General features: G+C 64.8%; 21 protein-coding genes, 1 other RNA gene and 1 pseudogene. 13 read left to right on the forward strand and 10 right to left on the reverse strand.

From position 1 onward, the window contains the following. Positions 1 to 10 precede the first annotated feature (10 nt). From M0D43_RS20575 to M0D43_RS20590, 4 genes are all read right to left on the reverse strand, one after another. Entirely contained in the window at positions 11 to 2,080 is a 2,070-nt protein-coding gene (locus M0D43_RS20575) for a GGDEF/EAL domain-containing response regulator (protein WP_252162817.1), read from the reverse strand. Positions 2,081 to 2,300: 220 nt separating this feature from the next. Further along, a complete protein-coding gene (locus tag M0D43_RS20580) occupies positions 2,301 to 3,482 on the reverse strand; it encodes a BaiN/RdsA family NAD(P)/FAD-dependent oxidoreductase (protein ID WP_252162818.1) in 1,182 nt (393 codons plus the stop codon). After that, on the reverse strand, positions 3,479 to 4,027 hold the full coding sequence (locus M0D43_RS20585) for a YaeQ family protein (protein ID WP_252162819.1): 549 nt from the start codon (positions 4,025 to 4,027) through the stop codon (positions 3,479 to 3,481). Before M0D43_RS20585 ends, M0D43_RS20580 begins: the two co-directional genes overlap by 4 nt. Before the next feature lie 70 nt (positions 4,028 to 4,097). Continuing rightward, complete coding sequence (locus M0D43_RS20590) at positions 4,098 to 4,583, reverse strand: YaiI/YqxD family protein (RefSeq protein WP_252162820.1); 486 nt, start codon at positions 4,581 to 4,583, stop codon at positions 4,098 to 4,100. Between the two features lie 267 nt (positions 4,584 to 4,850). On the opposite strand from M0D43_RS20590, the gene M0D43_RS20595 reads away from it, so the two are divergent. Then, on the forward strand, positions 4,851 to 5,060 hold the full coding sequence (locus M0D43_RS20595; protein WP_033483465.1) for a cold-shock protein: 210 nt from the start codon (positions 4,851 to 4,853) through the stop codon (positions 5,058 to 5,060). A 170-nt stretch (positions 5,061 to 5,230) separates the two neighbouring features. Further along, complete coding sequence (locus M0D43_RS20600; protein WP_252162821.1) at positions 5,231 to 5,929, forward strand: glutathione S-transferase; 699 nt, start codon at positions 5,231 to 5,233, stop codon at positions 5,927 to 5,929. A gap of 181 nt (positions 5,930 to 6,110) precedes the next feature. Here the strand turns inward: M0D43_RS20600 and M0D43_RS20605 are convergent, their stop codons facing one another. Continuing rightward, complete coding sequence (locus tag M0D43_RS20605; RefSeq protein ID WP_252162822.1) at positions 6,111 to 6,986, reverse strand: alpha/beta hydrolase; 876 nt, start codon at positions 6,984 to 6,986, stop codon at positions 6,111 to 6,113. A 290-nt stretch (positions 6,987 to 7,276) separates the two neighbouring features. Here M0D43_RS20605 and M0D43_RS20610 point away from each other — a divergent pair, with 290 nt between their 5' ends. After that, positions 7,277 to 8,833 carry a protein adenylyltransferase SelO gene (locus tag M0D43_RS20610; RefSeq protein WP_252162823.1) on the forward strand — a complete coding sequence of 519 codons (1,557 nt, stop codon included), beginning with the start codon at positions 7,277 to 7,279 and terminating at the stop codon, positions 8,831 to 8,833. A 94-nt stretch (positions 8,834 to 8,927) separates the two neighbouring features. Beyond that, positions 8,928 to 9,488: an adenine phosphoribosyltransferase gene (locus M0D43_RS20615; protein WP_252162824.1), complete on the forward strand. Its 561-nt coding sequence runs from the start codon at positions 8,928 to 8,930 to the stop codon at positions 9,486 to 9,488. Positions 9,489 to 9,640: 152 nt separating this feature from the next. On the opposite strand, the gene dbpA is transcribed toward M0D43_RS20615, so the two are convergent. After that, on the reverse strand, positions 9,641 to 11,017 hold the full coding sequence (dbpA, locus tag M0D43_RS20620) for an ATP-dependent RNA helicase DbpA (RefSeq protein ID WP_101363857.1): 1,377 nt from the start codon (positions 11,015 to 11,017) through the stop codon (positions 9,641 to 9,643). Between the two features lie 100 nt (positions 11,018 to 11,117). Between dbpA and M0D43_RS20625 the strand changes: the two genes are divergently transcribed. Beyond that, positions 11,118 to 13,010, forward strand: a complete 1,893-nt coding sequence (locus M0D43_RS20625; protein ID WP_101363858.1) for an ATP-binding cassette domain-containing protein — start codon at positions 11,118 to 11,120, stop codon at positions 13,008 to 13,010. 368 nt (positions 13,011 to 13,378) lie between these two features. Here the strand turns inward: M0D43_RS20625 and M0D43_RS20630 are convergent, their stop codons facing one another. Beyond that, complete coding sequence (locus tag M0D43_RS20630) at positions 13,379 to 13,804, reverse strand: barstar family protein (protein WP_252162825.1); 426 nt, start codon at positions 13,802 to 13,804, stop codon at positions 13,379 to 13,381. Further along, on the reverse strand, positions 13,801 to 14,241 hold the full coding sequence (locus M0D43_RS20635) for a guanyl-specific ribonuclease (RefSeq protein WP_252162826.1): 441 nt from the start codon (positions 14,239 to 14,241) through the stop codon (positions 13,801 to 13,803). The genes M0D43_RS20630 and M0D43_RS20635 overlap by 4 nt, the downstream gene beginning before the upstream one ends. 258 nt (positions 14,242 to 14,499) lie before the next feature. Between M0D43_RS20635 and M0D43_RS20640 the strand changes: the two genes are divergently transcribed. After that, positions 14,500 to 15,111, forward strand: a complete 612-nt coding sequence (locus M0D43_RS20640; protein WP_252162827.1) for a superoxide dismutase — start codon at positions 14,500 to 14,502, stop codon at positions 15,109 to 15,111. Positions 15,112 to 15,371: 260 nt separating this feature from the next. Here the strand turns inward: M0D43_RS20640 and M0D43_RS20645 are convergent, their stop codons facing one another. Further along, a complete protein-coding gene (locus tag M0D43_RS20645) occupies positions 15,372 to 16,205 on the reverse strand; it encodes an inositol monophosphatase family protein (protein ID WP_005913068.1) in 834 nt (277 codons plus the stop codon). Between the two features lie 118 nt (positions 16,206 to 16,323). Between M0D43_RS20645 and M0D43_RS20650 the strand changes: the two genes are divergently transcribed. From M0D43_RS20650 to M0D43_RS20660, 3 genes are read left to right on the forward strand one after another with little or no spacing between them, the layout of a single operon-like run. After that, a complete protein-coding gene (locus tag M0D43_RS20650) occupies positions 16,324 to 17,088 on the forward strand; it encodes an RNA methyltransferase (protein WP_252162828.1) in 765 nt (254 codons plus the stop codon). A gap of 51 nt (positions 17,089 to 17,139) precedes the next feature. Then, positions 17,140 to 18,069, forward strand: a complete 930-nt coding sequence (locus M0D43_RS20655) for a phosphate/phosphite/phosphonate ABC transporter substrate-binding protein (RefSeq protein ID WP_252162829.1) — start codon at positions 17,140 to 17,142, stop codon at positions 18,067 to 18,069. Further along, the gene (locus M0D43_RS20660) at positions 18,066 to 20,183 is read left to right on the forward strand and encodes a putative bifunctional diguanylate cyclase/phosphodiesterase (protein WP_260807560.1); all 2,118 of its coding nucleotides are present in this window, start codon (positions 18,066 to 18,068) and stop codon (positions 20,181 to 20,183) included. Before M0D43_RS20655 ends, M0D43_RS20660 begins: the two co-directional genes overlap by 4 nt. Before the next feature lie 150 nt (positions 20,184 to 20,333). Here the strand turns inward: M0D43_RS20660 and epmB are convergent, their stop codons facing one another. Further along, complete coding sequence (gene epmB, locus M0D43_RS20665; RefSeq protein ID WP_252162831.1) at positions 20,334 to 21,362, reverse strand: EF-P beta-lysylation protein EpmB; 1,029 nt, start codon at positions 21,360 to 21,362, stop codon at positions 20,334 to 20,336. Between the two features lie 101 nt (positions 21,363 to 21,463). Between epmB and efp the strand changes: the two genes are divergently transcribed. From efp to M0D43_RS20685, 4 genes and pseudogenes are all read left to right on the forward strand, one after another. After that, positions 21,464 to 22,030 (forward strand): elongation factor P, encoded by a 567-nt coding sequence (efp, locus tag M0D43_RS20670; protein WP_002802373.1) that lies wholly within the window; start codon positions 21,464 to 21,466, stop codon positions 22,028 to 22,030. Between the two features lie 127 nt (positions 22,031 to 22,157). After that, positions 22,158 to 22,233: non-coding RNA, sX9 sRNA (locus M0D43_RS20675), on the forward strand. 59 nt (positions 22,234 to 22,292) lie between these two features. Next, positions 22,293 to 22,445, forward strand: a pseudogene (locus tag M0D43_RS20680) (PA3715 family protein); the annotation flags it as partial. A 20-nt stretch (positions 22,446 to 22,465) separates the two neighbouring features. Continuing rightward, positions 22,466 to 23,803, forward strand: coding sequence for a TRZ/ATZ family hydrolase (locus tag M0D43_RS20685; RefSeq protein WP_252162832.1), 1,338 nt, complete (start codon positions 22,466 to 22,468; stop codon positions 23,801 to 23,803). The last annotated feature ends 14 nt before the right edge of the window (positions 23,804 to 23,817 follow it).

Here is a 23,817-nt window from a genome sequence, read left to right on the forward strand (position 1 = left end):
GTGCTGGCTTTCAGCCGAACTCGTAATTCATCAATGGCCCGGTCGGTGCCACGAAATCACCCTGTACGTAGTCCACACCGGCACTGAAGAAGCTGCTCATCGACTGCGCATCGGCGACGAATTCAGCCACCGTCAAAATGCCGGCCGGCTGCGCGCGCGAGGTGATCTCGCGGATCTTTTCCTGGCTTTCCCGGGCCGAGGCGATGTCGCCGGTGATGCCGCGATCCAGTTTGAGGAAGGCGGGCTGGAAATGCGCCAGCAACTGAAATGAATCCAGGCCCGAGCCGAACTGTTCCAGCCCGACCTTGCAGCCCATCGTCGACACCGCGCCCAGGAACTGTTGCGCATTGCGCAAATGTGTAAACACCTTCGACTCTGGCGTCTGCAGCCACAGCCGTTCGCCGGGCACGCCGTAGACGGCCAATTGCTCACGGATGGTGTCGATCATCTGTGGGTCGGAGAACGAGTTCGGCCCGATGCGTACCAACAGGTGCGTGGTGTGTCCGGCACGTTGCCGCTCGCCCAGTTGCCGGATCGCGCGTGCCACCACCCAGCGATCGATCTCGGTGATCAGATCGTGCTCTTCGGCAATCGCCATGAACGCATTCGGCGACATCATTTCGCCATTGCGTTCCAGGCGCAGGAAGGCCTGATACAACTCCAGCGGCTCGCCTTGCAGATTGAGCACAGGCTGGTAATGCAGCACGAAGCCGTCGCCGACCAGGGCCTCGCGCAACTGCTCGACCCAGCGTTCGATGCGTTCCTCTTCCGCCCGATCGGCTGCGGCCGGGTCGTAGATGCTGATCGCATTGCCACCGAGCTCGGCGGTGGTGCGCACCGCTTCGGTGCCGCGCTTGAGCACCTGACCGATGCTGGCGATCTTTTCGCCGATCTGCACGCCGCCGATGCTGACTGTCACCGTGGCCGAGCGCGTTCCCACGCTGATGACGTGCTGCGCGAACGCATCGCGCACGATTTCAGCCAGTGCGTGCGTGCGCGCGTAATTGCCGTTCATCAGCAGGGCGAAACTGTGTTCGCCGAAGCGCGCGGCCACCACGCTGTCGTCCAGCACGCTGGCCACGTGCGCGGCCAGCGCAGCGATCAGCGCATCAGCCGAGTCCAGGCCAAATTCCGGCAGGATGCGGGCGTAGTGATCCGGCTCGATCAACAGGAAGCCAGACTGGCCTTCGCTGCGGCCGGCCTGCGCGACGGCCTGTTCCAGCGCCACCATGAAGGTAGGGCGATTGAGCAGGCCGGTGACCTGGTCGCGCTGACGTAAGTCTTCGACCTCACGTGCCAACTCCGGGTCGAATTCCTCGCGGCGCCGGAACACCACCTGGATGCACGGCTCGCCTTCGTAAGTGGCGGTGGCAAATTCCATGGTCGCCGGGAAGGTGTCGCCTTCCACGCGGCGCGCGTCGACCTTGTATTGCGCCGGCGGCGGCTCGCCTTTGGACATCGCCTTGAGCAACTGCTTGAAATCGTCGACGTATTGGGCGGCGATCATGTCCAGCAACGAGATGCCTTCGACATCGTCGAACGATTCGAAGCCGAACATTTCCAGATAGGCGTCATTGGCGCGGATGTGCATGCCTTCATGCACGTAGGCGATCGGGTCACGCGAGGACGCGATGAGTGCGTCGCAGCGGCGCTCGGTCTCACGCATCTGCGCTTCGATGCGACGCAGCCCGCGACGGGCCTGCAGGTCGTCCCACTCCGAGCGCACCAGCGTAAGCAGGTGTGCGGGGCGGTTGCGCAAGGCAATGGCACGCACGCCATGCGAAGCGGCCTCGACCAAGGCATTCTCTTCGATCCGCTCGGCCAGCAAGATGACCGGTATGTCCTTGCCGCTGCCGGCAATCTGCGTCTGCAGGGCGCTCATGGGGATTTGCTGCGCCTGACCCAGGATGGCCAGATCGATCTGGCCAGACATCATACTGGCCAGTTCTTCCTGGTTTTGCGGCCGCGAAGGGCGCACCGCAATGCCGCCGTTACGCAGCGCGGTGACGATGGTCTCGGCACTCTCCACGCTGTCGTCGACGATCATGAGGCGGAGGGTGAGATCTTTGCCTTTTTGCATGCGCGGCTCCCTAGAGACGGGCTTTAATACACGAAGGGGCTTGGCGCGTCCACGTGTGTGGATCATGCCGCATCGGGTGTGAGACGTAGAGCAAGATTTATGGGTGGAAGACGCCTTTCGGGGAAATATCGACCGCGCTCGAATGCGTGCTGTTCAGACCGCGACAGCGTCCGCATATTGCCGCCCCAGTCATCAATGAGCGATCAGCCATGCCTCGCCATTACGCCACGCTCCCCGCCGCATGGCCGGACGCCCATGCCCACTGGAAGTTGTAACCCCCCAGCCAGCCGGTGACGTCCAGCACCTCACCGACAAAATACAGGCCTGCCATCAAGCGTGATTCCATGGTCGCACTGGAGACCTGATCAGTATCGACCCCGCCCAGGGTGACTTCAGCCGTCCGGTAGCCTTCGGTGCCGCTGGCGACCAGCGGAAAGCGACCCAGCAACTCGGCAGCGGCCTGCAACTGCGGCGGATCCAGCTGACGCACCGGCTTGTCCGGCAGCCAGACCTCGCACAAGCGTTGTGCAAATCGTTTCGGCAGCACGTCGGCCAGCACATTGCGCAGCTCGGTAGCGCCGCGTTGCTGCTTTTGTTCGCGCAGCCATACCGCTGCATCGTGACCAGGCAGCAAATCCAGCCGCAGATCGTCGCCCGGCTGCCAATACGAGGAGATCTGTAGGATCGCCGGGCCGCTGACGCCGCGGTGGGTGAGTAGCATGAAGTTGCGGAAGCTGACCCCGTTGCACTGCGCTTGAACCGGTAACGTCAGCCCGGAGAGCTCCTGCAGACGTTCCTGGTGCTTGCCGCTCAGCGTGAGTGGCACCAGCCCGGCGCGGGTGGGCAGTAGCGCATGGCCAAATTGCTTGGCCAAGCCGTAGCCGAAGCCGCTGGCGCCCATGCTGGGGATCGACAGCCCGCCGGTCGCCACGATCAACGAATGCGCCTGCACGCGGCCCTGGCTGGTCTGTACGTCAAATCCATCGCTTCCGCGCTGCACCGACAGCACGTCGCACTGGGTGCGGATCTGCACGCCGGCCGCGTCGCATTCGTCCAGCAGCATGCGCACGATCTGCTTGGACGAGATGTCGCAGAACAACTGGCCCAGTTCCTTCTCGTGATAGGCGATGGCATGCCGTTCGACCATCTCCACGAAATCTGACGGGCTATAGCGCGCCAGCGCGGATTTGCAGAAATGCCGATTGGCCGAAATGAAGTTGCCGGGCGCGGTGTCGGTGTTGGTGAAATTGCAGCGCCCGCCGCCGGACATCAGGATCTTCTTGCCGACCTTGTTGGCGTGGTCGATCACCAGCACCTGACGGCCACGCCGGCCGGCGGTGAAGGCGCCCATCAGGCCGGCAGCCCCGGCACCGATGACCAGCACGTCGCACCGCATGTTCATTCGGCCAGCGCTTGCCGCACCATCGGGGTCAGGGTGACGCTGCCGTGATCGGCTAGCATCTGCACTTCGCCGTCCTGAATGATCACGTCAAAGCGCATGCCGCGCTGGATCAGCGCGCCGAGCGCTTCGGTGGCCTGCGAGTCGAGTTCGATCACGCGCAGGTTGCGGTGCCGGCCCATCGCGTTGGCGTGCTTCTTCCACCAGGTTTCGGTGGCCTGGCCGCCATAGCCGATCACCACTGCCTCGCGCGAGCGGTTGCAGGCCTTGCGCACGCGACTTTCATCGGGCTGGCCGAGGTCGATCCACAGGTCCGGGTCGCCGGTGTAGTCTCGCCGCCACAGGTCGGGCTCGTCGTCGTTGCTGAGGCCACGGCCGAATTCCAGGCGATCGTCGGCGAACAAGGCGAACGCGAGCAGGCGCACCATCAGGCGCTCGTCGGTTTCGGACGGGTGTTGGGCCAGGGTCAGCGAATGGTTGGCGTAGTAGCCGCGGTCCATGTCGCTGATCTGGAGCTCCGCCCTGCGGACGGTGGCAGTGAGGGCCATCAGGATGCCGATTGCAAAGGGCGCTCATGATACGCGCCCGATTCATCCCGCGTGCGTCATGCCGCCCGCGTCACAGCGGTGGGCGTGGTTGCGCGGCGAGCCAGCGATCCAGCTGTGCGGCAAAAGCTTGGCGATCGCGCGCATGCAGGGCCGGCGGTCCGCCGGTGGCGATGCCTGCGCCGCGCAACTCTTCCATAAAGCTGCGGACCGACAGGCGCTCCTTGATGGTGTTGCTGGTAAAGGGTTCGCCACGCGGGCCAACCGCAGTACCCCCGGCTTCCAGCACACGCGCCGCGAGCGGGATGTCCTGGGTGACGACCAGGTCGCCTGCAGCCACCCGTTCGGCGATCGCGTCGTCGGCTGCATCGGGGCCGCCCGGCACCTGGATGGCGCGCACATGGGGCAGGGTAGGTGTACTGAGATAGTGGTTGGCGACCAGGGTCACGGTGGTGCCGGTACGCGCCGCGGCGCGGAACAGGATGTCGCGGATCACCGCGGGGCAGGCATCGGCGTCGACCCAGATCTGCGGAGGTGTCGGTGTTGGAGGCGTATTCATCGGGTGATTGTGGATGGGGACGGGCCCGACAGACCGTCGGATTTGGCCTGACTGCAAAAGATTTGACGCAGGGTGTCGCTTTTTGTCGAAAACACGAGTACTGTGCACGCACTGTGTTTGCAAGGGTCACCGTGAATCGTGGCCTGGTGCAGCCGGATCGTTACAGATCTCGCTTCATCGTTCCGCTTTACCAACGCCTGCAACTCAGTCTCAGCTCCGGCTTTTCGGACGCTGCGATTTATCAATCAATAGTTCAGGAGTTAGTAAATGTCAGAACGTCAAGGCGGTACCGTGAAGTGGTTCAATGATGCCAAGGGCTTCGGCTTCATCACCCCGGAAAGCGGCCCGGACCTGTTCGTGCACTTCCGTGCCATCCAGGGCACCGGCTTCAAGTCGCTGCAGGAAGGCCAGAAGGTCACCTTCGTCGCCGTGCAGGGCCAGAAGGGCATGCAGGCTGACCAGGTGCAGGCGGTCTAATCCGTCTGCAACCGTAGGGTTGCCAAAAACGCCGGTCGCGCAAGCGACCGGCGTTTTTTATTGCCTGCAAGAATGGCGGAAGCATCGGTCGAGCGTCCACCAGGTGCTACTTGCGCACAGCGACGACGTGCGGATCGGTAGGATGTACCTTTTCCGCGTGCAGCCCTCTCATGATTACTGTTCACCATCTCAATAATTCCCGTTCCCAGCGCGTGCTGTGGCTGCTGGAGGAATTGGCGCTGCCGTATCAGATCGTGCGCCACGAGCGCGACCCCAAGACCATGTTGGCACCGCTGGCGCTGCGTGCGATCCATCCACTCGGCAAGTCGCCGTTGCTGGTCGATGGCGATCTGGTCGTGGCCGAATCCGGTGCGATCCTGGAGTACCTGACCGAGCGCTATGACACCGAGTGTGCGCTGTCGCCGTCGCCCCGGCCGCTGGATTCACCCGAGCGCCTGCAGTTTCGCTACTGGATGCATTACGCCGAAGGTTCGGCCATGCCGCCGTTGCTGATGACGTTGATCTTCGGTCGGATTCGCAGTGCGCCGATGCCGTTCTTTGCCAAGCCCATCGCGCGTGCCATCGTGGACAAGGCGATGTCCGGCTTCGTAGGCCCACAGCTTTCGCTGCATCTGGACTGGATGGAGCAGTCGTTGCAGTCCAGCAACTGGTTCGCTGGCGAACGTTTTACCGCCGCTGATATCCAGATGAGCTTTCCGGTACAGGCGGCCGCTGCACGCGGCGGCGGCCTTGAGAAATACCCGCGTCTGCGCGGGTTTCTGGAGCGCATCGAAGCGCGCCCTGCCTATCAGGCTGCGCTGAAGAAGGGCGGCCCTTTCGAGTTGATGGGAAGCAAGCCGGCAACGTGATCGGCTCAGTGGGTTGAGTGTGAGTCGAGATGGGCGGGATGTATTTCCGCCTGCCGCCTGCCGCCTGCCGCCTGCCGCCTGCTGGCGATGGATCCTGCAATCGGCAGCTCAATGACACAGAGCTGCCCATCGGTCGCTCGCTGCACGCAATCGCTCCATCCATATCAGGACGGAGTGCGCTTCAAGGCGCCCGACACTGGCGTACAAACTGCAGCGCGTCGCTGAGCACCTGCGAGTGCTCGGGAGATTTGCGCAGCGCCAGGAGGATGCCGAGATGGCCCATGCCCGGGTAGACCTTCAACTCGGCGCTGCCGCCTTCGCGTTTCAGCGCCTGCTGCAGCGAAATGCTGTTCTGTAGTTCGACCACGCGGTCGGCATCGCCATGCAGCAGCAACATGGGCGGTTCGTCGCCGCCGACGTAGCGCACTGGCTGCGATTGCCGTTGCGCAGCTGGCGCGTCGCCGAAGATCTCGAGGAGCTCCGGGTCCGTCATCGGCATGAAATCGTAAGGTCCGGCCAGGCCCACCACGCCGCACAGCTGGTGGGGTTTGAGGCCTTGCGCCTGCAGCCAGCGTGCATCGGTGCCGAGTAACGCGGCCATGTGCGCGCCGGCCGAATGGCCCATCACTGCCAGCCGCTTGGGGTCGCCGCCGTACTGGTGTGCGTGCCGGTAGCTCCATGCGGTGGCGCCCGCGGCGTCGGACATGAAGCCGTGCAGTCCGACCTGCGGATACTTGCGATAGTCGGCCACCATCGTCACCACGCCCTGGCGCGCAAGCGCGCGGCCGACCCAGCGATAGTTGGCGCGCGAACCGCGCTTCCAGGTGCCGCCATAGAAGAACACCACCACCGGTGCGTCGACGGCGCCGCGCGGCTGGTAGACATCCAGCGCCAGGCCGTGTGCGGGATCGAACACTTGGTCGCGGTGCTCGACGATGCCCGTCCGGCTGGAGGCGGCATTGATGCCGCCAAAGAAGACGCTGCTGCAGGCCGTCATGGTCAACGAACCGAGCAGCAGAAGAGCAGGACGGAACCAGTGGGAGGCGCGCGAGGGCATCGGCAATATCGGCAGGAGGTCGAAAGGGTGTTTAGTACCGGGCGCGAACGCAAGAGCCAGTCCAGCACAGGCCGACACGGTAGCGCCCCGGCAACATGGTCGCCGTATCGCTGTCTCTGGCCTGCATCGGATCCGCAGCCGGCGGCTATTAGCGGCTATCGCACGTCGCAAGCATGTGCAGGACGAGTCCGCTCTGTGCAAGTCAGCCGGGTGAAGATACGGCGCGCAGGCAGCACCGGATGCGACCTGACCCATGCCAGGTTCACTGCCAGTGGCCTAGGCTTGCCGGCATGACACAACTGCACTTCGATAACCGACTGCGTCAGCAGCTGCCTGGCGATCCGGAAGAGGGTTCGCGCCGGCGCGAGGTGCGCGCGGCCTGGTCGGCGGTCATGCCGACGCCGGTCGCCGCCCCGTACCTGGTGGCGCATTCTGCGGAGATGGCACATGCGCTGGGCCTGGATGCGTCCGAGATAGCCAGTGCAGAGTTCGCCCACGTGTTCGGCGGCAACGCGCTGTACCCGGGCATGCAGCCGTGGGCGGTCAATTACGGTGGTCACCAGTTCGGGCATTGGGCCGGGCAGCTTGGCGACGGGCGGGCGATTTCGCTGGGCGAGGCGATCGGAGCCGACGGCGGGCGATACGAATTGCAGCTCAAGGGCGCCGGCCCGACGCCGTATTCGCGCGGCGCCGATGGGCGCGCCGTGTTGCGCTCGTCGATCCGCGAATTTCTGTGCAGTGAGGCCATGCACCATCTGGGCGTGCCGACCACGCGCGCACTGAGTCTGGTCGGTACCGGCGACGCGGTGGTGCGCGATATGTTCTACGACGGTCACCCGCAACGCGAGCCGGGGGCGATCGTGTGCCGGGTGGCGCCGTCGTTCATTCGCTTCGGTAATTTCGAATTGCCGAGCGTGCGCGGCGATGGCGTGCTGTTGCGGCAATGGGTGGACTTCACCATTGCGCGCGATTTCCCGGAGCTGGTCGGTACCGGCGAGGCGCGCTACGCCGACTGGTTCGCGCAGGTGTGCGAGCGGACCGCGGTGATGGTGGCGCACTGGATGCGGGTCGGGTTCGTGCATGGGGTAATGAACACCGACAATATGTCGATTCTGGGGTTGACCATTGATTACGGCCCGTACGGCTGGGTCGACGACTACGACCCGGATTGGACGCCCAACACCACCGACGCGCAGGGCCGACGTTATCGCTTCGGAACCCAGCCGCAAGTGGCGTACTGGAACCTGGGCCGGCTTGCTCAAGCGATCGCGCCGTTGTTCGCTGACCAAACGCCGCTGCAACAGGGGCTGGACCGCTTCCGCGATACCTATCTTTCCTGTGATCGGCGCGACACTGCTGCCAAGCTGGGGCTGGCCGAATGCCGCGATGAGGATCTGGCGCTGATTGATGCGCTGCGCGCACTGATGCGCGACTTTGAAATGGATATGACGCTGACCTTCCGCGGTCTGATCGACCTGTCGCCCGAGCATCCGGATCCCGCACAGCTGCGCGATGCCTTCTACGACGAAGACAAGCGCCTGGCCGGTGCGCCGCAGTTGCAGGAATGGTTGCAGCGCTACGCCGCGCGCCTGCAGCAGGATGCGCTGTCGCCGGACGAGCGCCGCGCGCGCATGCGTCTGGCCAATCCGCGCTACGTGCTGCGCAATTATCTGGCACAGCAGGTGATCGATCAGGCCGAGCAGGGCGACCCATCCGGGGTGCAAGAGTTGCTGGAGGTCATGCGCCGCCCATACGACGACCAGTCTGGGCGCGAGGCATTCGCTGCGCGGCGGCCGGAGTGGGCACGCGACCGCGCCGGCTGCTCGATGCTGTCGTGCAGTTCCTGACGCGCTCAGATGCAGGTATGCCGTAACGGCGGCGTCAAGGGCGTGCGCAGCCTAGAATAGGGCCGTCTCCACTGGCCACGACGCCACTACTACCATGACTGACTGCAGCCGCTGTGCCGGCACCAACGCTTCCGGACCCAACCATTGGTCGGAGCGTATCCGCGACATCGTTGATTTTCCCAAGCCGGGCATCGTCTTCAAGGACATTACGCCGTTGTTGTCCGATGGCCCGGACTTCGCTTCGGCGCTGGACGAACTGGTGCAACCGTGGCGGACCACCCCGCTGGACGCCGTGCTTGGTATCGAGGCGCGCGGTTTCATTCTGGGTGCGGCCCTGGCGCGCGAACTGCGCACCGGGTTCGTGCCGGTGCGCAAGCCAGGCAAACTGCCAGGACGTACGCTGGTCCAGGAATATGCGCTGGAATACGGTACCGACCGCATCGAAATGCATGAAGATGCGTTGCCACGCGGCGCCCGCGTGTTGATCGTCGACGATGTGCTTGCCACCGGCGGTACGCTGCGCGCGGCACTGGATCTGGCGGCACAGCTGGAACTGGAAGTGGTCGGCGCGGCGGTGCTGGTCGAGCTGCTGGCGCTGCAGGGCCGCGAGAGATGGGCCAATGACGTGCCGTTGCTGGCCACGTTGAGCTATTGATCGTTGATCCAGGCCTGTTACCGATCGAGCAGCTCGCCGATCAGGCTTGCTGGCAAAAGGAATGCGCAAGTGTGCGCATCTGGATGGATCGTGCGGCAGGCGCTATAGCCGCCGCTCGATCGGTTGGTCGGCAGGTAGCGGCCGCGCGCTGATTACAGCTTGCTGACCCGAAACCTGCGTCCCTTGATCTTTCCTGCGTGCAGATGCGCCAGTGCCTTGGCGACCTGCGCACGGGCGATGGCGACATAGGAGCGGGTGGGGTAGATGGCGATCTTGCCGATCGCCGCGCCCGAGAGTCCGGCTTCGCCGGTCAGTGCACCGAGGATGTCGCCGGCGCGCAGCTTGTCGGTCTTGCCGCCGTCGATGCGCAATGTGGTCATCGCCGCCTGCGGCAGTTGCGCCGGGCGGGCAGTGGCCAGCGGCGCACGCGACCACTTCAGCGGTTGGCCCTGTTCGGCCTCCAGTGCCTGCGCACGCGCCGCTTCGCGCGGTGCCACCAGGCTCAGCGCCAGGCCGTGCTTGCCGGCGCGCGCGGTGCGGCCGATGCGGTGGCGGTAGGTTTCGGTATCGGTGGGCAGCTCGTAATTGACCACTGCCGACAGATCTTCCACGTCCAGCCCGCGTGCGGCCACATCGCTGGCCACCAGCACGTTGCAGCTGCGGTTGACGAAGCGCACCAGCACTTCGTCGCGGTCGCGCTGTTCCATGTCGCCGTGCAGGGCGAGCGCGGAGAAGCCGAACTCCTGCAGCGAGCCTGCCACCTCGTCCACTTCCTTGCGGGTATTGCAGAACACCACGCTGGATTCGGGGTTGAAGCGCAGCAGCAGGCCGGCCACGGCCTTCTGCCGATAGGTCGGGTCGACCTCGAAGAACTGCTGGTCGATTTCCGGCGCGCTGTCGGCGCCTTCCACGGTGATTTCGATCGGGTCCTTCAGGATCTCGCGCGCCAGCGTGCGGATGATGTCCGGGAAGGTGGCCGAAAACAGCAGGCTCTGGCGGTGTTTGTCGCAGCGGCTGGCGATCTCGCGGATGGGTTCTTCGAACCCCATGTCGAGCATGCGATCGGCCTCGTCCAGCACCAGCGTGCGCACGCCGCCCAGATGCAGGGCGCGCTTGCGGGCCAGTTCCTGGATGCGGCCGGGCGTGCCAACCACCACCTGCGGGTCGTGCGCTTCCAGCGAGGCCAGTTGCGGGCCGAGCGGCATGCCGCCTGTGAGCACCACCAGCTTCATGTTGGGGATGCCGGTGGCCAGCTTGCGCAGCTGCTTGCCGACCTGGTCGGCCAGTTCGCGCGTGGGGCATAGCACCAGTGCCTGCGCGCGGGTCAGCGCGGGATCGAGCTTCTGCAGCAGGCCCAACCCGAACGCGGCGGTCTTGCCACTACCGGTCGGCGCCTGGGCGATGACGTCCAGCCCCTGCAGGATCGGCGGCAGGCTCTGCGCCTGGATAGGAGTAAGGACGGTGTAGCCAAGGGCGTCGATGCCGGGGGCCAGGGCCGGCGACAGCGGCAGCGCGGAGAATTCGTTCATGGCGCATTTTAGCGGGAATCGGGAGTGGGGAATCGGAAATCGCAATGGCGAGGCTTTTCCATTCCCGATTCACCATTCTCGATTCCCGTACAATTGGCGCATGCCTTTAATCACTCTGCAAAGCGTCGACTACAGCGTCGGCGGCCCGTTGTTGCTGGAAAAAACCGACCTCACGATCGAGCCGGGCGAGCGTATCGCCCTGATCGGTCGCAACGGCGCCGGCAAATCGACCTTGATGAAACTGATCGCCGGCGAGCTCAAGCCAGACGACGGCGAAGTGCGCGTGCAACAGGGCGTGCGCATTGCGCGGCTGGAGCAGGAGGTGCCGCAGGGCACCGGCGGCAGCGTGTTCGACGTGGTGGCCGATGGCCTGGGCGAACTGGGCCACTGGCTGGCCGAATTCCATCAGCTTAGCCATGCCGAGGTGTTCGACGGCGATGCGTTCGGCAAGGTGCAGGCCAAGATCGATGCGGCCGACGGTTGGGCGCTGGATCAGCGCGTGACCGAGACGCTGACCAAGCTGGAACTGGATGGCGATGCGGAGTTCGCGCGGCTGTCCGGCGGTATGAAGCGCCGCGTGCTGTTGGCGCGTTCGCTGGTGTCCTCGCCCGATGTGCTGCTGCTGGACGAACCGACCAACCATCTGGATATCGAAGCCATCGATTGGTTGGAAACCTTCCTGAAGGGCTGGAGCGGCAGCGTGCTGTTCGTGACCCACGACCGGCGCTTCCTGCGCGCGTTGGCCACCCGTATCGTCGAAATCGATCGTGGCCAGGTCACCAGTTGGCCGGGCGATTGGGCCAACTATGAGCGGCGTCGCGAAGAACGGCTCAATGCGCAGGCGCAGGAAAATGCGCGCTTTGACAAGTTGCTGGCACAGGAAGAAATCTGGATCCGGCAGGGCATCAAGGCGCGGCGGACCCGCGACGAAGGCCGCGTGCGGCGTCTGGAATCGATGCGCAACGAGCGCGTGCAGCGCCGCGATCTCACCGGCAACGTACGCATGGAAGTCTCGCAGGGCGAGTCGTCCGGCAAGAAGGTGATCGAAGCAAAGGAAGTCGGCTTCGCCTTCGGTGCGCGCACGATGGTCAAGGACTTCTCGACCATCATCCAGCGTGGCGACCGCATCGGTCTGATCGGCCCCAACGGCAGCGGCAAGACCACCTTGCTCAAGTTGCTGCTGGGCGATCTGCAGGCGCAGGAAGGCGAAATCCGCATCGGCACCAATCTGCAGATTGCGTATTTCGATCAGTACCGCTCGACCCTGCGCGAGGACTGGAGCGCTATCGAAAACGTGGCCGAAGGCCGCGATTTCCTGGAGATCAACGGCAAGCGCAAACATGTGCATGCGTATCTGCAGGACTTCCTGTTTACGCCCGAGCGCGCCCGCGCGCCGATCACCCGGCTGTCCGGTGGCGAGCGCAATCGCCTGTTGCTGGCGCGTCTGTTCGCGCAGCCGTCCAACCTGCTGGTGATGGACGAACCCACCAACGATCTGGACGTGGAGACGCTGGAGTTGCTGGAGGAGCTGCTGGGCGAGTACTCCGGCACCTTGCTGCTGGTCAGCCATGACCGCGACTTCCTCGACAACGTGGTGACCTCCACGCTGGTAATGGAAGGCGAGGGTTTGATCGGCGATTACATCGGCGGTTACAGCGATTCGTTGCGCCAGCGCCGCACGCCGGTGGGCAATGCGATGGCGGTGGCCAAGGCCTCGGCGACCGCAGTGGCGACCGCACCCGTGGCGGCTGCAGCGCCGGTGGACGCTGCGCCCAAGCGTAAGCTCAGCTACAAGGATGCACGCGAGCTGGAGCAGTTGCCGGCTTTGATCGAGACGCTGGAGCAGCAGGTCGCCGCGCTCACCGCGGCGATGAATGAGCCGGCTTTCTATCAGCGCGACAGTGCGGCGATGGCCGCCCACACAGCAGCGCTGGGCGATGCGCAGAAGCAACTGGATGCGGCGTACGCGCGCTGGAGCGAGTTGGATAGTTGAGGGTTGGCCGGCACGCGTGATGCGTGCTGGTCTGGCGTTGTTCGCGGTGCGCAGGAAGACGCTTACATGCCATCGCGCGTGGACGCAGGCGGCTGCGCATGCGCAGCAATCCGTTGTTCTTCAGAACCATCGCCGGTCTGAAACGCCGATGCACCGTGCCGATGAAGTAGCGCGAGCGCTGGTTGAGACGGTGCAGAAGGTATGCCTGAACCGTCGCGCCGGCACGGTCATGCTGCGCCGGCGCCGTATCCATCCAACCGACTGACTGTTGCGCAGTTGTGCGGTCAGCCAGCCTTGGAGCGGCGAATAAACGTCGCGAGCAACTACCTCGCGGCTGCGCAGTCCTCTTATTAGCTGCTTAGCTGCTCTTAGTCGCAGGCGCTGGCTGGAGCAATAAACGCTACAAAAGTCAGCCCGCGTGCTGCCCAGGTGTTAGCGACTTCGTCGAGGATATCCAGCAAGGTGTCGCGGTCGTTGGGTGCCGTGCTGGCTAGCGCCTGGGCGCCGTCAATGAGCAGTGCATAGCCCTGCGGCGAAGGCAGCCACGCCAGGTCGCGCAAGGCATCGCTGAGGGCGTCCCAATTGCGGCCGAAGCTGGCCGGGAAATCCAGTTGCGTGGCCAGGCGCATCAGCAGCATGCGTTTGTCGCTGCAGGTGACCAGATCCACCCGCAGGATGCGCAAGCCGGCATCGCGCGCCAGCGCCGCCATGGTGTCCAGATCGTCGGTGTCGGCCTGATACACGCCTGATTGCTGCGGATCGGACAGGTCCAGTGCGAAGTCGCCCGCGCTCATGGTGCCTGGTCCGGGGTCGGGCCATCGAAGGCCTTGAAGCTCTGGTAATGATCGTTGCTGTAGTACCACGCCTCAGGCGGGGTGCCGCCGGTGACGATGCGGCGTGCGCCGCGATCCGGGCTGCCGGGCGTATCCACGGTGTATTCGCGGTAATAGCCGCGCGGGCGCTCGGGCAGGCGATGCTCGCGGTTGCCGAACACGCTGCCATCCTGCGGATGCGGAAACGGCCCGCCGCGCTGGATCAGCACGATTGTGGCCATCGCCTCGGTGGGCAGAAAGGCGGGCAGACGCGGCAGCTCGCGCGTCGGTGCAGTCACGGCAATTGGCGCGTTGAGTTGCGGCGCGAACTGCGGCTTGGGCGTCTGCATCGCGCGCATGCCCCACAAGCCGGCAACGAGCAGCACGATGGCGACGATCAGCAAAGCGGGCTTGCGCATGAAGACGTTCCGGGAGCGAAGAGTGTGCGGCAGAACAAGTATGCCGTTGCACGACTGTGTCGACTTTGAACGCGGCCGGGCGGCTGCGCGATTCACATCCAAGTAACCGGGGGCTGGTGCAAGGTGTGCAGCGAACAGCGCGCGGCTTGCGATGGGATGAAGTTTCCCCGCCAGCACCCTTGGTAAGCGCCGCCGCCGTCCTTACCATCTACCCCGCAACGCCCGGTCTTCGCCGGGCGGCAAGTCCAGGAGACACGCATGGCTTACACCCTTCCGCAGCTGCCCTACGCCTACGACGCGCTGGAACCGAATATCGATGCGCAGACGATGGAAATCCATCACACCAAGCATCATCAGACCTATATCAACAACGTCAACGCGGCGCTGGAAGGGACTGAGTATGCCGACCTGCCGATCGAAGAGCTGGTCTCCAAGCTGAAGAGCCTGCCGGAAAACCTGCAGGGCCCGGTGCGCAATAACGGTGGTGGCCACGCCAACCATTCGCTGTTCTGGACCGTGCTGTCACCCAACGGTGGCGGCGAGCCCAAGGGCGAGGTCGCCAAGGCGATCGACAAGGACATCGGTGGATTCGAGAAGTTCAAGGAAGCCTTCACCAAGGCCGCCGTCAGCCGCTTCGGCTCGGGCTGGGCATGGTTGAGCGTGACACCGGACAAGAAGCTGGTGGTGGAAAGCACCGCCAATCAGGACAGCCCGTTGTTCGAAGGCAATACCCCGATCCTGGGCCTGGACGTGTGGGAACACGCGTACTACCTGAAGTACCAGAACCGTCGCCCGGAATACATCGGCGCGTTCTACAACGCCGTCAACTGGCAAGAAGTCGAGCGCCGCTACCACGCTGCGATCGCCTGAGTTCTGAGCGAGTGCGGTAACGCCAGAAGGCCGGGAGCGATCCCGGCCTTCTGCTGTGAGGCGATCTGAGTCTGTGCACGGCGATGAGAGTGCGCATGATGTGACGTGCCGGCCGCGCCCGATGGCGTGCATACGCGCTACGAAGAGGGCCTACCCCTGATGTTTCAGCAACGCAACAGGCCGGCTTTGATCCCGGCCTGTTGTCCGTGTGGTCCTGCTGCAGCGACATGCGTCGCGCATTGCGCGGTCAGGCGCGACGCTCAGAACTTGGCGTCGAACTCGCGCGCATAGCCGGTGTTGACGATGACCTTCTGCAGCGCGTCGCTGATCTTGATGTTGCCCGCCACAATCTGCTGGGTCTCCGGTCCCATGTTGTCCATGCGCGGCGGGGTAGCGCCTTTGTAGTCGCAGACGCGGCCACCGGCTTCGCGCACCAGCAGCACGCCAGCGGCGATGTCCCAGGCTTTGACGCCGGCTTCGAAGTAGGCATCGGCGCGGCCGCAGGCTACATAGGCCAAGTCCAGCGCCGCCGAGCCAGTGCGACGCACGTCTTCGGCCTGCACCAACAACGCATCCACGCACTTGAGCTGTGCACTGGCGCGCGCACGTTCGCGCGGCGGGAAGCCGGTGTGGACCATCGCGCCTTCCAGATCCTTGCGCTCGGCAATGCGGATGCGGCGGTCGTTGAGCACCGCGCCGGCGCCGCGGCTGGCAGTGAACAGCTCATTGCGCAGCGGGTCGAAAATCACCGCATCGGTGGGTTCGCCGTTTTCCACCAGCGCGATGGATACGCAGTAGTGCGGAAAGCCGCGCAGATAGTTGCTGGTGCCGTCGAGCGGATCGATCACCCAGGTGTAGCGGCCACTCTTGCCGCCCTGGACACCGCCTTCTTCGCCGAACACGGCGTACTCGGGATAGCCGCGCTTGAGTTCCTTGATGATGACCTTCTCGGCATCGGCATCGACTTCGCTGGCATAGTCCATGCGGCCCTTCTGCACCACGTTGAGCGCATCGAGCTTGTTGATACCGCGCAACAGCACATTGCCGGCGAGGCGGGCGGCTTTGACCATGACGGTGACGGCGGGTTTCTGCATGGTTAAAGCTCCCGTGAAGGCAGAATCGGATAATGGCGAAGTTATAAAGAGCGGTCCGGCGCGAAAGCCGGCCGCGCAGTTTACCATCTACGGCCAAGCAGCTCTCCAATCTCCGTTCATGTCCGTCAGCCAGCGCATCCGTTTTGTTCTTGTCGGTACCCAGCATCCAGGCAACATCGGCGCCGCCGCGCGTGCGATGAAGACCATGGGTGTCTCGCGCCTGGTGCTGGTGGCGCCGGAGCGCGCACTTGATGAAGACGCCTACCGGCGTTCGGCTGGTGCTGAGGACTTACTTGGCGAAGCGCCAATCTTCGCGACGCTGGGCGACGCGGTAGCCGACTGCACGCTGGTGATCGGCTGCACCGCGCGCGCGCGTCGGGTGGCGCTGGAAGAGTTGCTGCCCGACGAGGGGGCGCAGCGCGCCCTGGCCAAGGCGAGCGAGCCGGCCGAGGTGGCCTTCGTGTTTGGCCGCGAGCGCACCGGTCTGACGAATGACGAGCTGCAGCTTTGCCATGCCGCAGTGCATATACCGTCGGACCCGCAGTTCAGTTCGCTCAATCTGGCCGCGGCCGTGCAGGTGCTGGCGTATGAGGTACGGCTGGCACAGCTGGCGGCAGGCGAGGCCGAACCGGCTCCAGCAGTGGCCACCGGCTTGCGCGATGGCCCGGCCAGCCACGCGCAGTTGGAAGGCATGTTCGGTCAGTTGGGCGACACGCTGGACGAGATCGACTTCCACAAGGGCCGTGCGCCGGAGTCGGCGATGCGCAAGTTGCGCCGCCTGTTGCTGCGCGCCGAAATGACCGAACAGGAGGTGCGGCTGATCCGCGGCATCCTGTCCGATGCGCAGCGCATGGCCATGCTTGCCAAGCAGGCCCGAAACTGACGTCTGTCACATCTTCAAAGATTCGGCTAGGCTGTCCGCGGCTCTAGGGGAGTGTCCGTTTTGCGCGGTCTACGATGGTGTCTGATTGCCTGCTGGCTGATCGCCGGGGCAGGCTTGGCCGCGACGGTTTCGGCAGCGCCTTCCCCGGTCCTGGTGCTTGGACGGATCAGCGATGATCCCGCCACCCATTACGCGCAGCTCAAGCCCCTGCTGGATTACGTGGTGCCGCGCATGCGCGAGGTGGGAATCCGTCGTGGCGAGATTCTGATGGCGCCTGACGCGCGCCAGATGTCCAGCTATCTGCGGCGCGGCCGGGTCGATTGGGTCAGCGAAACCACCGGTGCGGCGATGCTGCTGGAGCAGCGTGGCAGCGCGCATCCCTTGTTGATGACCGAGCGTGGCGGTCTGCGCGACTTCCACACACTGTTCTTCGTGCGCCGCGATAGTCCGATCCAGTCGCTCGCGCAGTTGCGCGGCCACACCCTGGCCTTGCGGAACGCCTCGTCCACCAGCGGCTATCTGCTGCCCATGCTCGAACTGCTGCGTAACGGCATTGCGTGCGATGTGCTGCTGTCGGCGGACGACACCCCGGCGCGCGGATCGACCGGCTATTTGATGGTCGGGTCCAAATTGAACGTTTCCGCGTTCGTGCACAAGCGCCTGATCGACGTGGGCGCGCTCAGCAACGTGGATTGGGACGACGAACGCCACATGCCACCGGTGTTCAAGCGCGATTTCCGTATCGTGCATCGCACGGCGCCGGTGCCGCGCGCGGTGGAAATGGTGCGCGCGGGGATGGACCCGGCGGTGGAGCAGCGTCTGCGTGTGGTGTTGCTGCAGGCCGCCTCCGATCCCAAGGCGGCGCCTGCATTGAAACGTTTCTTCGACACCACCGGGTTCCGTCCGCTGGATCCCACCAGCCGGCGACGTCTGCAGGAGTTGAGCGCCGGCGTGCAACGGGTCAGGGAACAGGCGGAATGACGCAGTTGCGCTTCGGCTTGCAGGCACGCTTTCTATTGGTGATGGCGCTGACGCTGTTACTGGTCGGCGCGATTCTGGCCTCGCTGTTGCAGCGACAAAGCGCCATGCAGCGCGAGGTGCGCGGGTTGAGTGCGCAGATCCTGCATGAGCTATTCGACCGCAGCCTGCGCACGCGCGGCGAAACACTGGCAACCGAGCTGGCCTCCGGGCTGGCCAACCCTTTGTATTACTCGGACCTGGGCGCGGTGGGTGCGCTGGTGCGCAATGCCTCGCGCCAGCAGGTGGTGAGCTATGTGCTGGTGTTCGACCGCCATGGCCGGCTGGTGCACGACGGCACGCCGACCTTGCAGCGTTACGGCCAATCCATGACCGATCCGCTCGCGGCCAAGGCGCTGGCGGCGCGGGAGATGGTGTTGCAGTACTCGCCGAAGGTGCTGGATGTCACGGTGCCGATCAAGATCGGCGACCAGCGCATCGGTGGCGTGCGGGTGGGCATGTCGCGCGAGCGGGTACGCAAGATCGAGTCCGGCGCCAATCTGACGTTGGTGCAAAACCTCAACGCCATCGGCAAACGCGATCTGGGTTGGCTGCTGGTGTTGCTGGCGGCGCTGGTCGGACTGGGAATATTGCTGGCCATTTATGTGCAGCGCACGTTGGTGGCGCCGGTGCGGCTGCTGGCGGCAGCGGCCAAGCAGATCGAACGTGGCGATTATGCAGTGCAGCTGCCGCCGCACCCGCGCAACGACGAGATCGGCGAGCTGATTTCCGCGTTCGGACGCATGAGCGAAAGCATCGCCCGTCACGACCGCGAAGTGCGGCACATGGCCTACACCGACGCACTGACCGGGTTGACCAACCGGCTGGGCTTCCGCGAAGGGTTGGATCACCTGCTCAACACCGCGCGCAGCACCGGCAACAAGCTGGCCCTGCTGTTCGCCGATATCGATGACTTCAAACGCGTCAACGACACCCTTGGCCACGAGGCCGGCGACGAAGCCCTGCTGCAGTTCTCCGGCCGCATCAGCCGCGCGGTTGCCTCGCTGGGCGGCGATGATGCGATTCTGGCGCGTTTCGGCGGCGACGAGTTCGTGATCCTGTTGCAGAGCGGCGATGTCAGCCTGCTGGCCGCGCAGTTGGCCGAACGCCTGGTGCATGAGCTGAGCCGGCCGTTGAACGTGCAGGGCCGCGAAGTGTTCCTGGGCACCTCGATTGGCATCACGCTGTTCCCCGATGATGCCCGCGATGCCACCGCACTGCTGAAGAACGGCGACATCGCGATGTATCAAGCCAAGGTGGCCGGCAAGAATTGCCATCGTTTCTACAGCCGCGCCGCCGACCATGCCGTCGAACGCCGCGTGCATATGGAGCACGAGCTACGCGGGGCCTGGGAGCGCGACGAGCTGCGCCTGGTCTATCAGCCGATCTATCGCACCAGCGACCGCGTGCTGGTGGGCGTGGAAGTGCTGTTGCGCTGGCAGCACCCGGCACTCGGGACGATTGCGCCGTCCACCTTTATCGATATTGCCGAGCAGAGCGGCCTGATCGAAGTGATCGGCCCCAAGGTGCTGCGCGCGGCCTGCCTGGAGGCGGCGCAGTGGCCGTTGGTGGGCGAGGGCCTGTTTGTGTCGGTCAACGTCTCGCCGCGACAGCTGCGCAGCGGCGATTTGATCGACACCGTGGCCGAATGCCTGGCCGAGTCCGGGCTGCCAGCCGCGCGCCTCCATCTGGAACTCACCGAGACCGCGGTGATCGGTGATGAAATGATGGCTGCCAGTCTGCTCGATCAACTGCACCGCACCGGCGTGAAGGTGTGGCTGGACGACTTCGGTACCGGCTTTTCCGGCCTGAGCCATCTGCGCCAGGTGCCGGTGGACGGGGTCAAGATCGACAAAAGTTTCATCGCCGACCTGCAGCGCGATCCGGACGATCTGGCGCTGACCACCGCGATCATCAACATGGCCCATTCGCTGGGGATCACCGTGGTGGCCGAAGGCATCGAGCAGGAAGCGCAATTCAACCTGCTGCGCGAACGCGGCTGCGATCTGGGTCAGGGCTATTGGTTCAGCCGGCCGTTGAGCCCGGCCGATATGGTCAAGCTGATCGCCGCAGGGTGAGTGCTGTGGGCGGGCAGTCACGTGCTGGCTGCGGAGGAATGCACCGCTGCGCGATGACGCATTTCCGGTAACGCCTTGGCGCGCAAAAGTGCACTCCTACGGTTTGAGGTTATTCCATCGCATGCAGGCCAGAGTCAAACGCGCTTGCGGTTACAGTGGCCGCTTGCCGGTATCGCCCGGAACTTCGCGCACCAATCGCGGCACCAAATAACCCGAAAGGCGCGTGGCCAGCTCGGTATGCAGGGCACGTGCGCGGGCATCATCCACTTCGAACTGCGCAACGCCGGCCACCCGGTCGAGCTGATGCAGGTAATAGGGCAGTACGCCGGCTGCGAAGCTGCGCTCGCTCAATGCCGCCAGCGCGTCCACGCTGTCGTTGACCCCGCGCAACAACACGGCCTGGTTGAGCAATTGCGCGCCAGTGTCGCGCAACGCGTGCATGGCCGCGTCCACTGCGGAGTCGAATTCATTGGCGTGGTTGGCATGCAGCACGAACGCCACTGGCCACGGCAGGCTGCGCAGCCAGGCCAGCAGCGGCGCATCCACGCGTTCGGGCAGCACGATCGGCAGGCGGCTGTGGATGCGCAGCCGTTTGAGGTGCGGGATGGCCGCCAGTGCATCGGTGAGTTCGGCCAACTTGGGCGTCGCCAGCGAGAGGGGGTCGCCGCCGGAGAGCAGCACTTCGTCGATGTCGGGGTCGGCGGCGATCGCGGCCACCGCCTCACGCCAGCCATCGCGCGCAGCGGTCTCTTCGGCATACGGGAAGTGGCGGCGGAAGCAGTAGCGGCAATGCACTGCGCAGCTGCCGGTGGCGATCAGCAAGGCCCGGCCGCGGTACTTCTGGATCACCCCGGCGGCGGTCTTGGCGGCGGCATCGCCCACCGCGTCCAGGCCGAAGCCCGGCACCGGCTGCATTTCCGCGTCCAGCGGCAGCACCTGGCGCAGCAACGGGTCGTGGAGATCGCCATGCCGCATCCGCGCCACGAACGCGCGCGGCACCCGCAGCGGGAACTGCGCAGCGGCGGCATCGCTGATCGCCGCCGCCTGCGCATCCAGGCCCAACAGTTCCAGGAGCACGCGCGGGTCGCGCACGGCGTCGCGCCACTGCTGTTGCCAGCGCGAGGGCTGCAGGGCAGGGGGCGGAGATGGCTGTAAGGCGAGGGGGGCTGCGGTTATCATGTGCGGTCACAAAACCAATGCCCGCCGGTTGCGGCGGGCGCCCCATTCTAATCCGACCTGCCACCGTGTGGCGGGTCGTGGTCTTATCGAGGAGCTGCACCATGGCCACTGTTGGCATGAACGACGTCAAGAACGGCATGAAGATCCTGGTCAATAACGAGCCGGCGGTCATCACCGAGACCGAATACGTCAAGCCGGGCAAGGGCCAGGCCTTCACCCGCATGAAGTACCGCTTCATCAAGTCCGGACGCGTGGTCGAAATGACCATGAAGGCCACCGACGATGTGGAAGTGGCCGACGTGGTCGATACCGACATGCGCTACCTGTACAGCGATGGCGAGTACTGGCACTTCATGGACCCTGAAACCTTCGAGCAGGTGCAGACCGACAAGGCCGGCATGGGCGGCGCCGACAAGTGGCTCAAGGGCGAGGAAGATTGCATCGTGACGTTGTGGAACGGTGCGCCGATCTGGGTGCAGCCGCCGAATTTCGTCGAACTGAAGATCACCGAGACCGACCCGGGCGTGCGTGGCGACACCTCCGGTGGTGGCGGCAAGCCGGCCACGCTGGAAACCGGCGCGGTGGTGCGCGTGCCGTTGTTCGTCAATCAGGACGAAATCATTAAGGTCGACACCCGTTCGGGCGAATACTCGGCGCGCGTCAAGTAATCCAGATGCGCCTGGGACGCCAGTCCGGCCGAGCAGTACGCAATACAGGTGTCCTGATGGCGCTCGGAGCAGCTAACAACACGACTGCGCAGCTGCCAGGCGGGCGCGGCCGGTGCCCGGAATCGGCATATCCCACGCGGGCACTGCGGTTCCGGTGCGCCGTCCGCACCCACCTGACGACTGCTCGCTACGGGGTGTTGGCCGCTCTCAGTGGCACGCGTATGGCGTGCCCGGTGTTTGCGCACACCGCTGACACCCACGCCTGGCGCCGACTGCCAACTTGGTGACCTCCACCACCGTCAAGGATGCGGACGACAGCGAACGCACGCGCCGCCAACGTCAGGTGCCGCGCTACGACGGCACGCGGTATGTGCCTGTGTCACGCTCCGACGACTCCTGGCCGTTTGGCAACTAACTTTTTCAATGGATCCGCTCATGACCAATGCCCCGCCCGAACCCTGCGACCTGCTGATCGAGGCCGGCTATGTCGTGCCGATCGAGCCGCATGCGGTGGTACTGGAAGACCACGCCGTTGCGGTCAGCAACGGGGCGATCGTCGCGATCCTGCCGACCGCCGAAGCACGCGCGCGTTTTGCGCCCAAGCAGACCGTATCCCGCCCGGAGGCTGCGTTGATGCCGGGCCTGGTCAATGCGCATACGCATAACCCAATGACGCTGCTGCGCGGCATTGCCGACGACTTGCCGCTGATGGTGTGGTTGCAGCAGCACATCTGGCCGGTGGAAGCGGCGGTGATCGGGCCAGAGTTCGTGGCCGACGGCACCACGCTGGCGATCGCAGAAATGCTGCGTGGCGGCACCACCTGCGTTAACGAAAACTACTTCTTCGCCGATGTGCAGGCGGCGGTGTACAAGCAGCATGGCTTCCGTGCGCTGGTGGGTGCGGTCATCATCGATTTCCCCACCGCGTGGGCATCGTCTGACGACGAATACTTCGCGCGCGCCGGCGAATTGCATGACCAGTGGCGCGACGATCCGTTGATCAGCACCGCGTTCGCGCCGCATGCGCCGTACACCGTGAACGATGCCAACTTCGAACGCGTGCGCATGCTGGCCGATCAGCTCGACATCCCGGTGCATCTGCATACGCACGAAACTGCGCAGGAAGTAGCCGATTCGATCAAGCAATACGGCCAGCGCCCGCTGGCGCGACTGGATCGTCTGGGCCTGGTCAACGACCGTCTGATCGCGGTGCACATGACCCAGCTCACGGATGCGGAAATCCATCTGTGCGCCGAGCGCGGCGTCAGCGTGGTGCATTGCCCAGAGTCCAATCTCAAGCTTGCCTCTGGTTTCTGCCCTGCGTGCGCGCTGCAGCGTGCCGGCGTGAATCTGGCCATCGGCACCGACGGCTGCGCCAGCAACAACGACCTGGACATGTTCAGCGAGAACCGCACGGCCGCGATCCTGGCCAAGGCCGTGGCCAACGATGCGACCGCGCTGGATGCGGCCACCACCTTGCGCGCGGCCACCCTGGGCGGCGCGCGTGCCTTGGGCTTCGGCGACACCATCGGTTCGATCGAAATCGGCAAGCAGGCCGACCTGATCTGCGTGGATCTGGCCGCACTGGAAACCCAGCCGCTGCATCATGTGTTGTCGCAACTGATCTACTCGGCCGGCCGCCATCAGGTGACCGATGTGTGGATCGCCGGCAAACCCAAACTGGTGCAGCGCGAGCTCATCGACATGGATCCCGCCGCCCTGGTCGCCAACGCGCGGCAGTGGCGCGAACGCATCCGCAACGTCCGCGCCTGAGCGCGCGTCACCGC

The sequence above is a fragment of the Xanthomonas prunicola genome (genome assembly GCF_025266575.1).
Classification (GTDB): domain Bacteria; phylum Pseudomonadota; class Gammaproteobacteria; order Xanthomonadales; family Xanthomonadaceae; genus Xanthomonas; species Xanthomonas prunicola.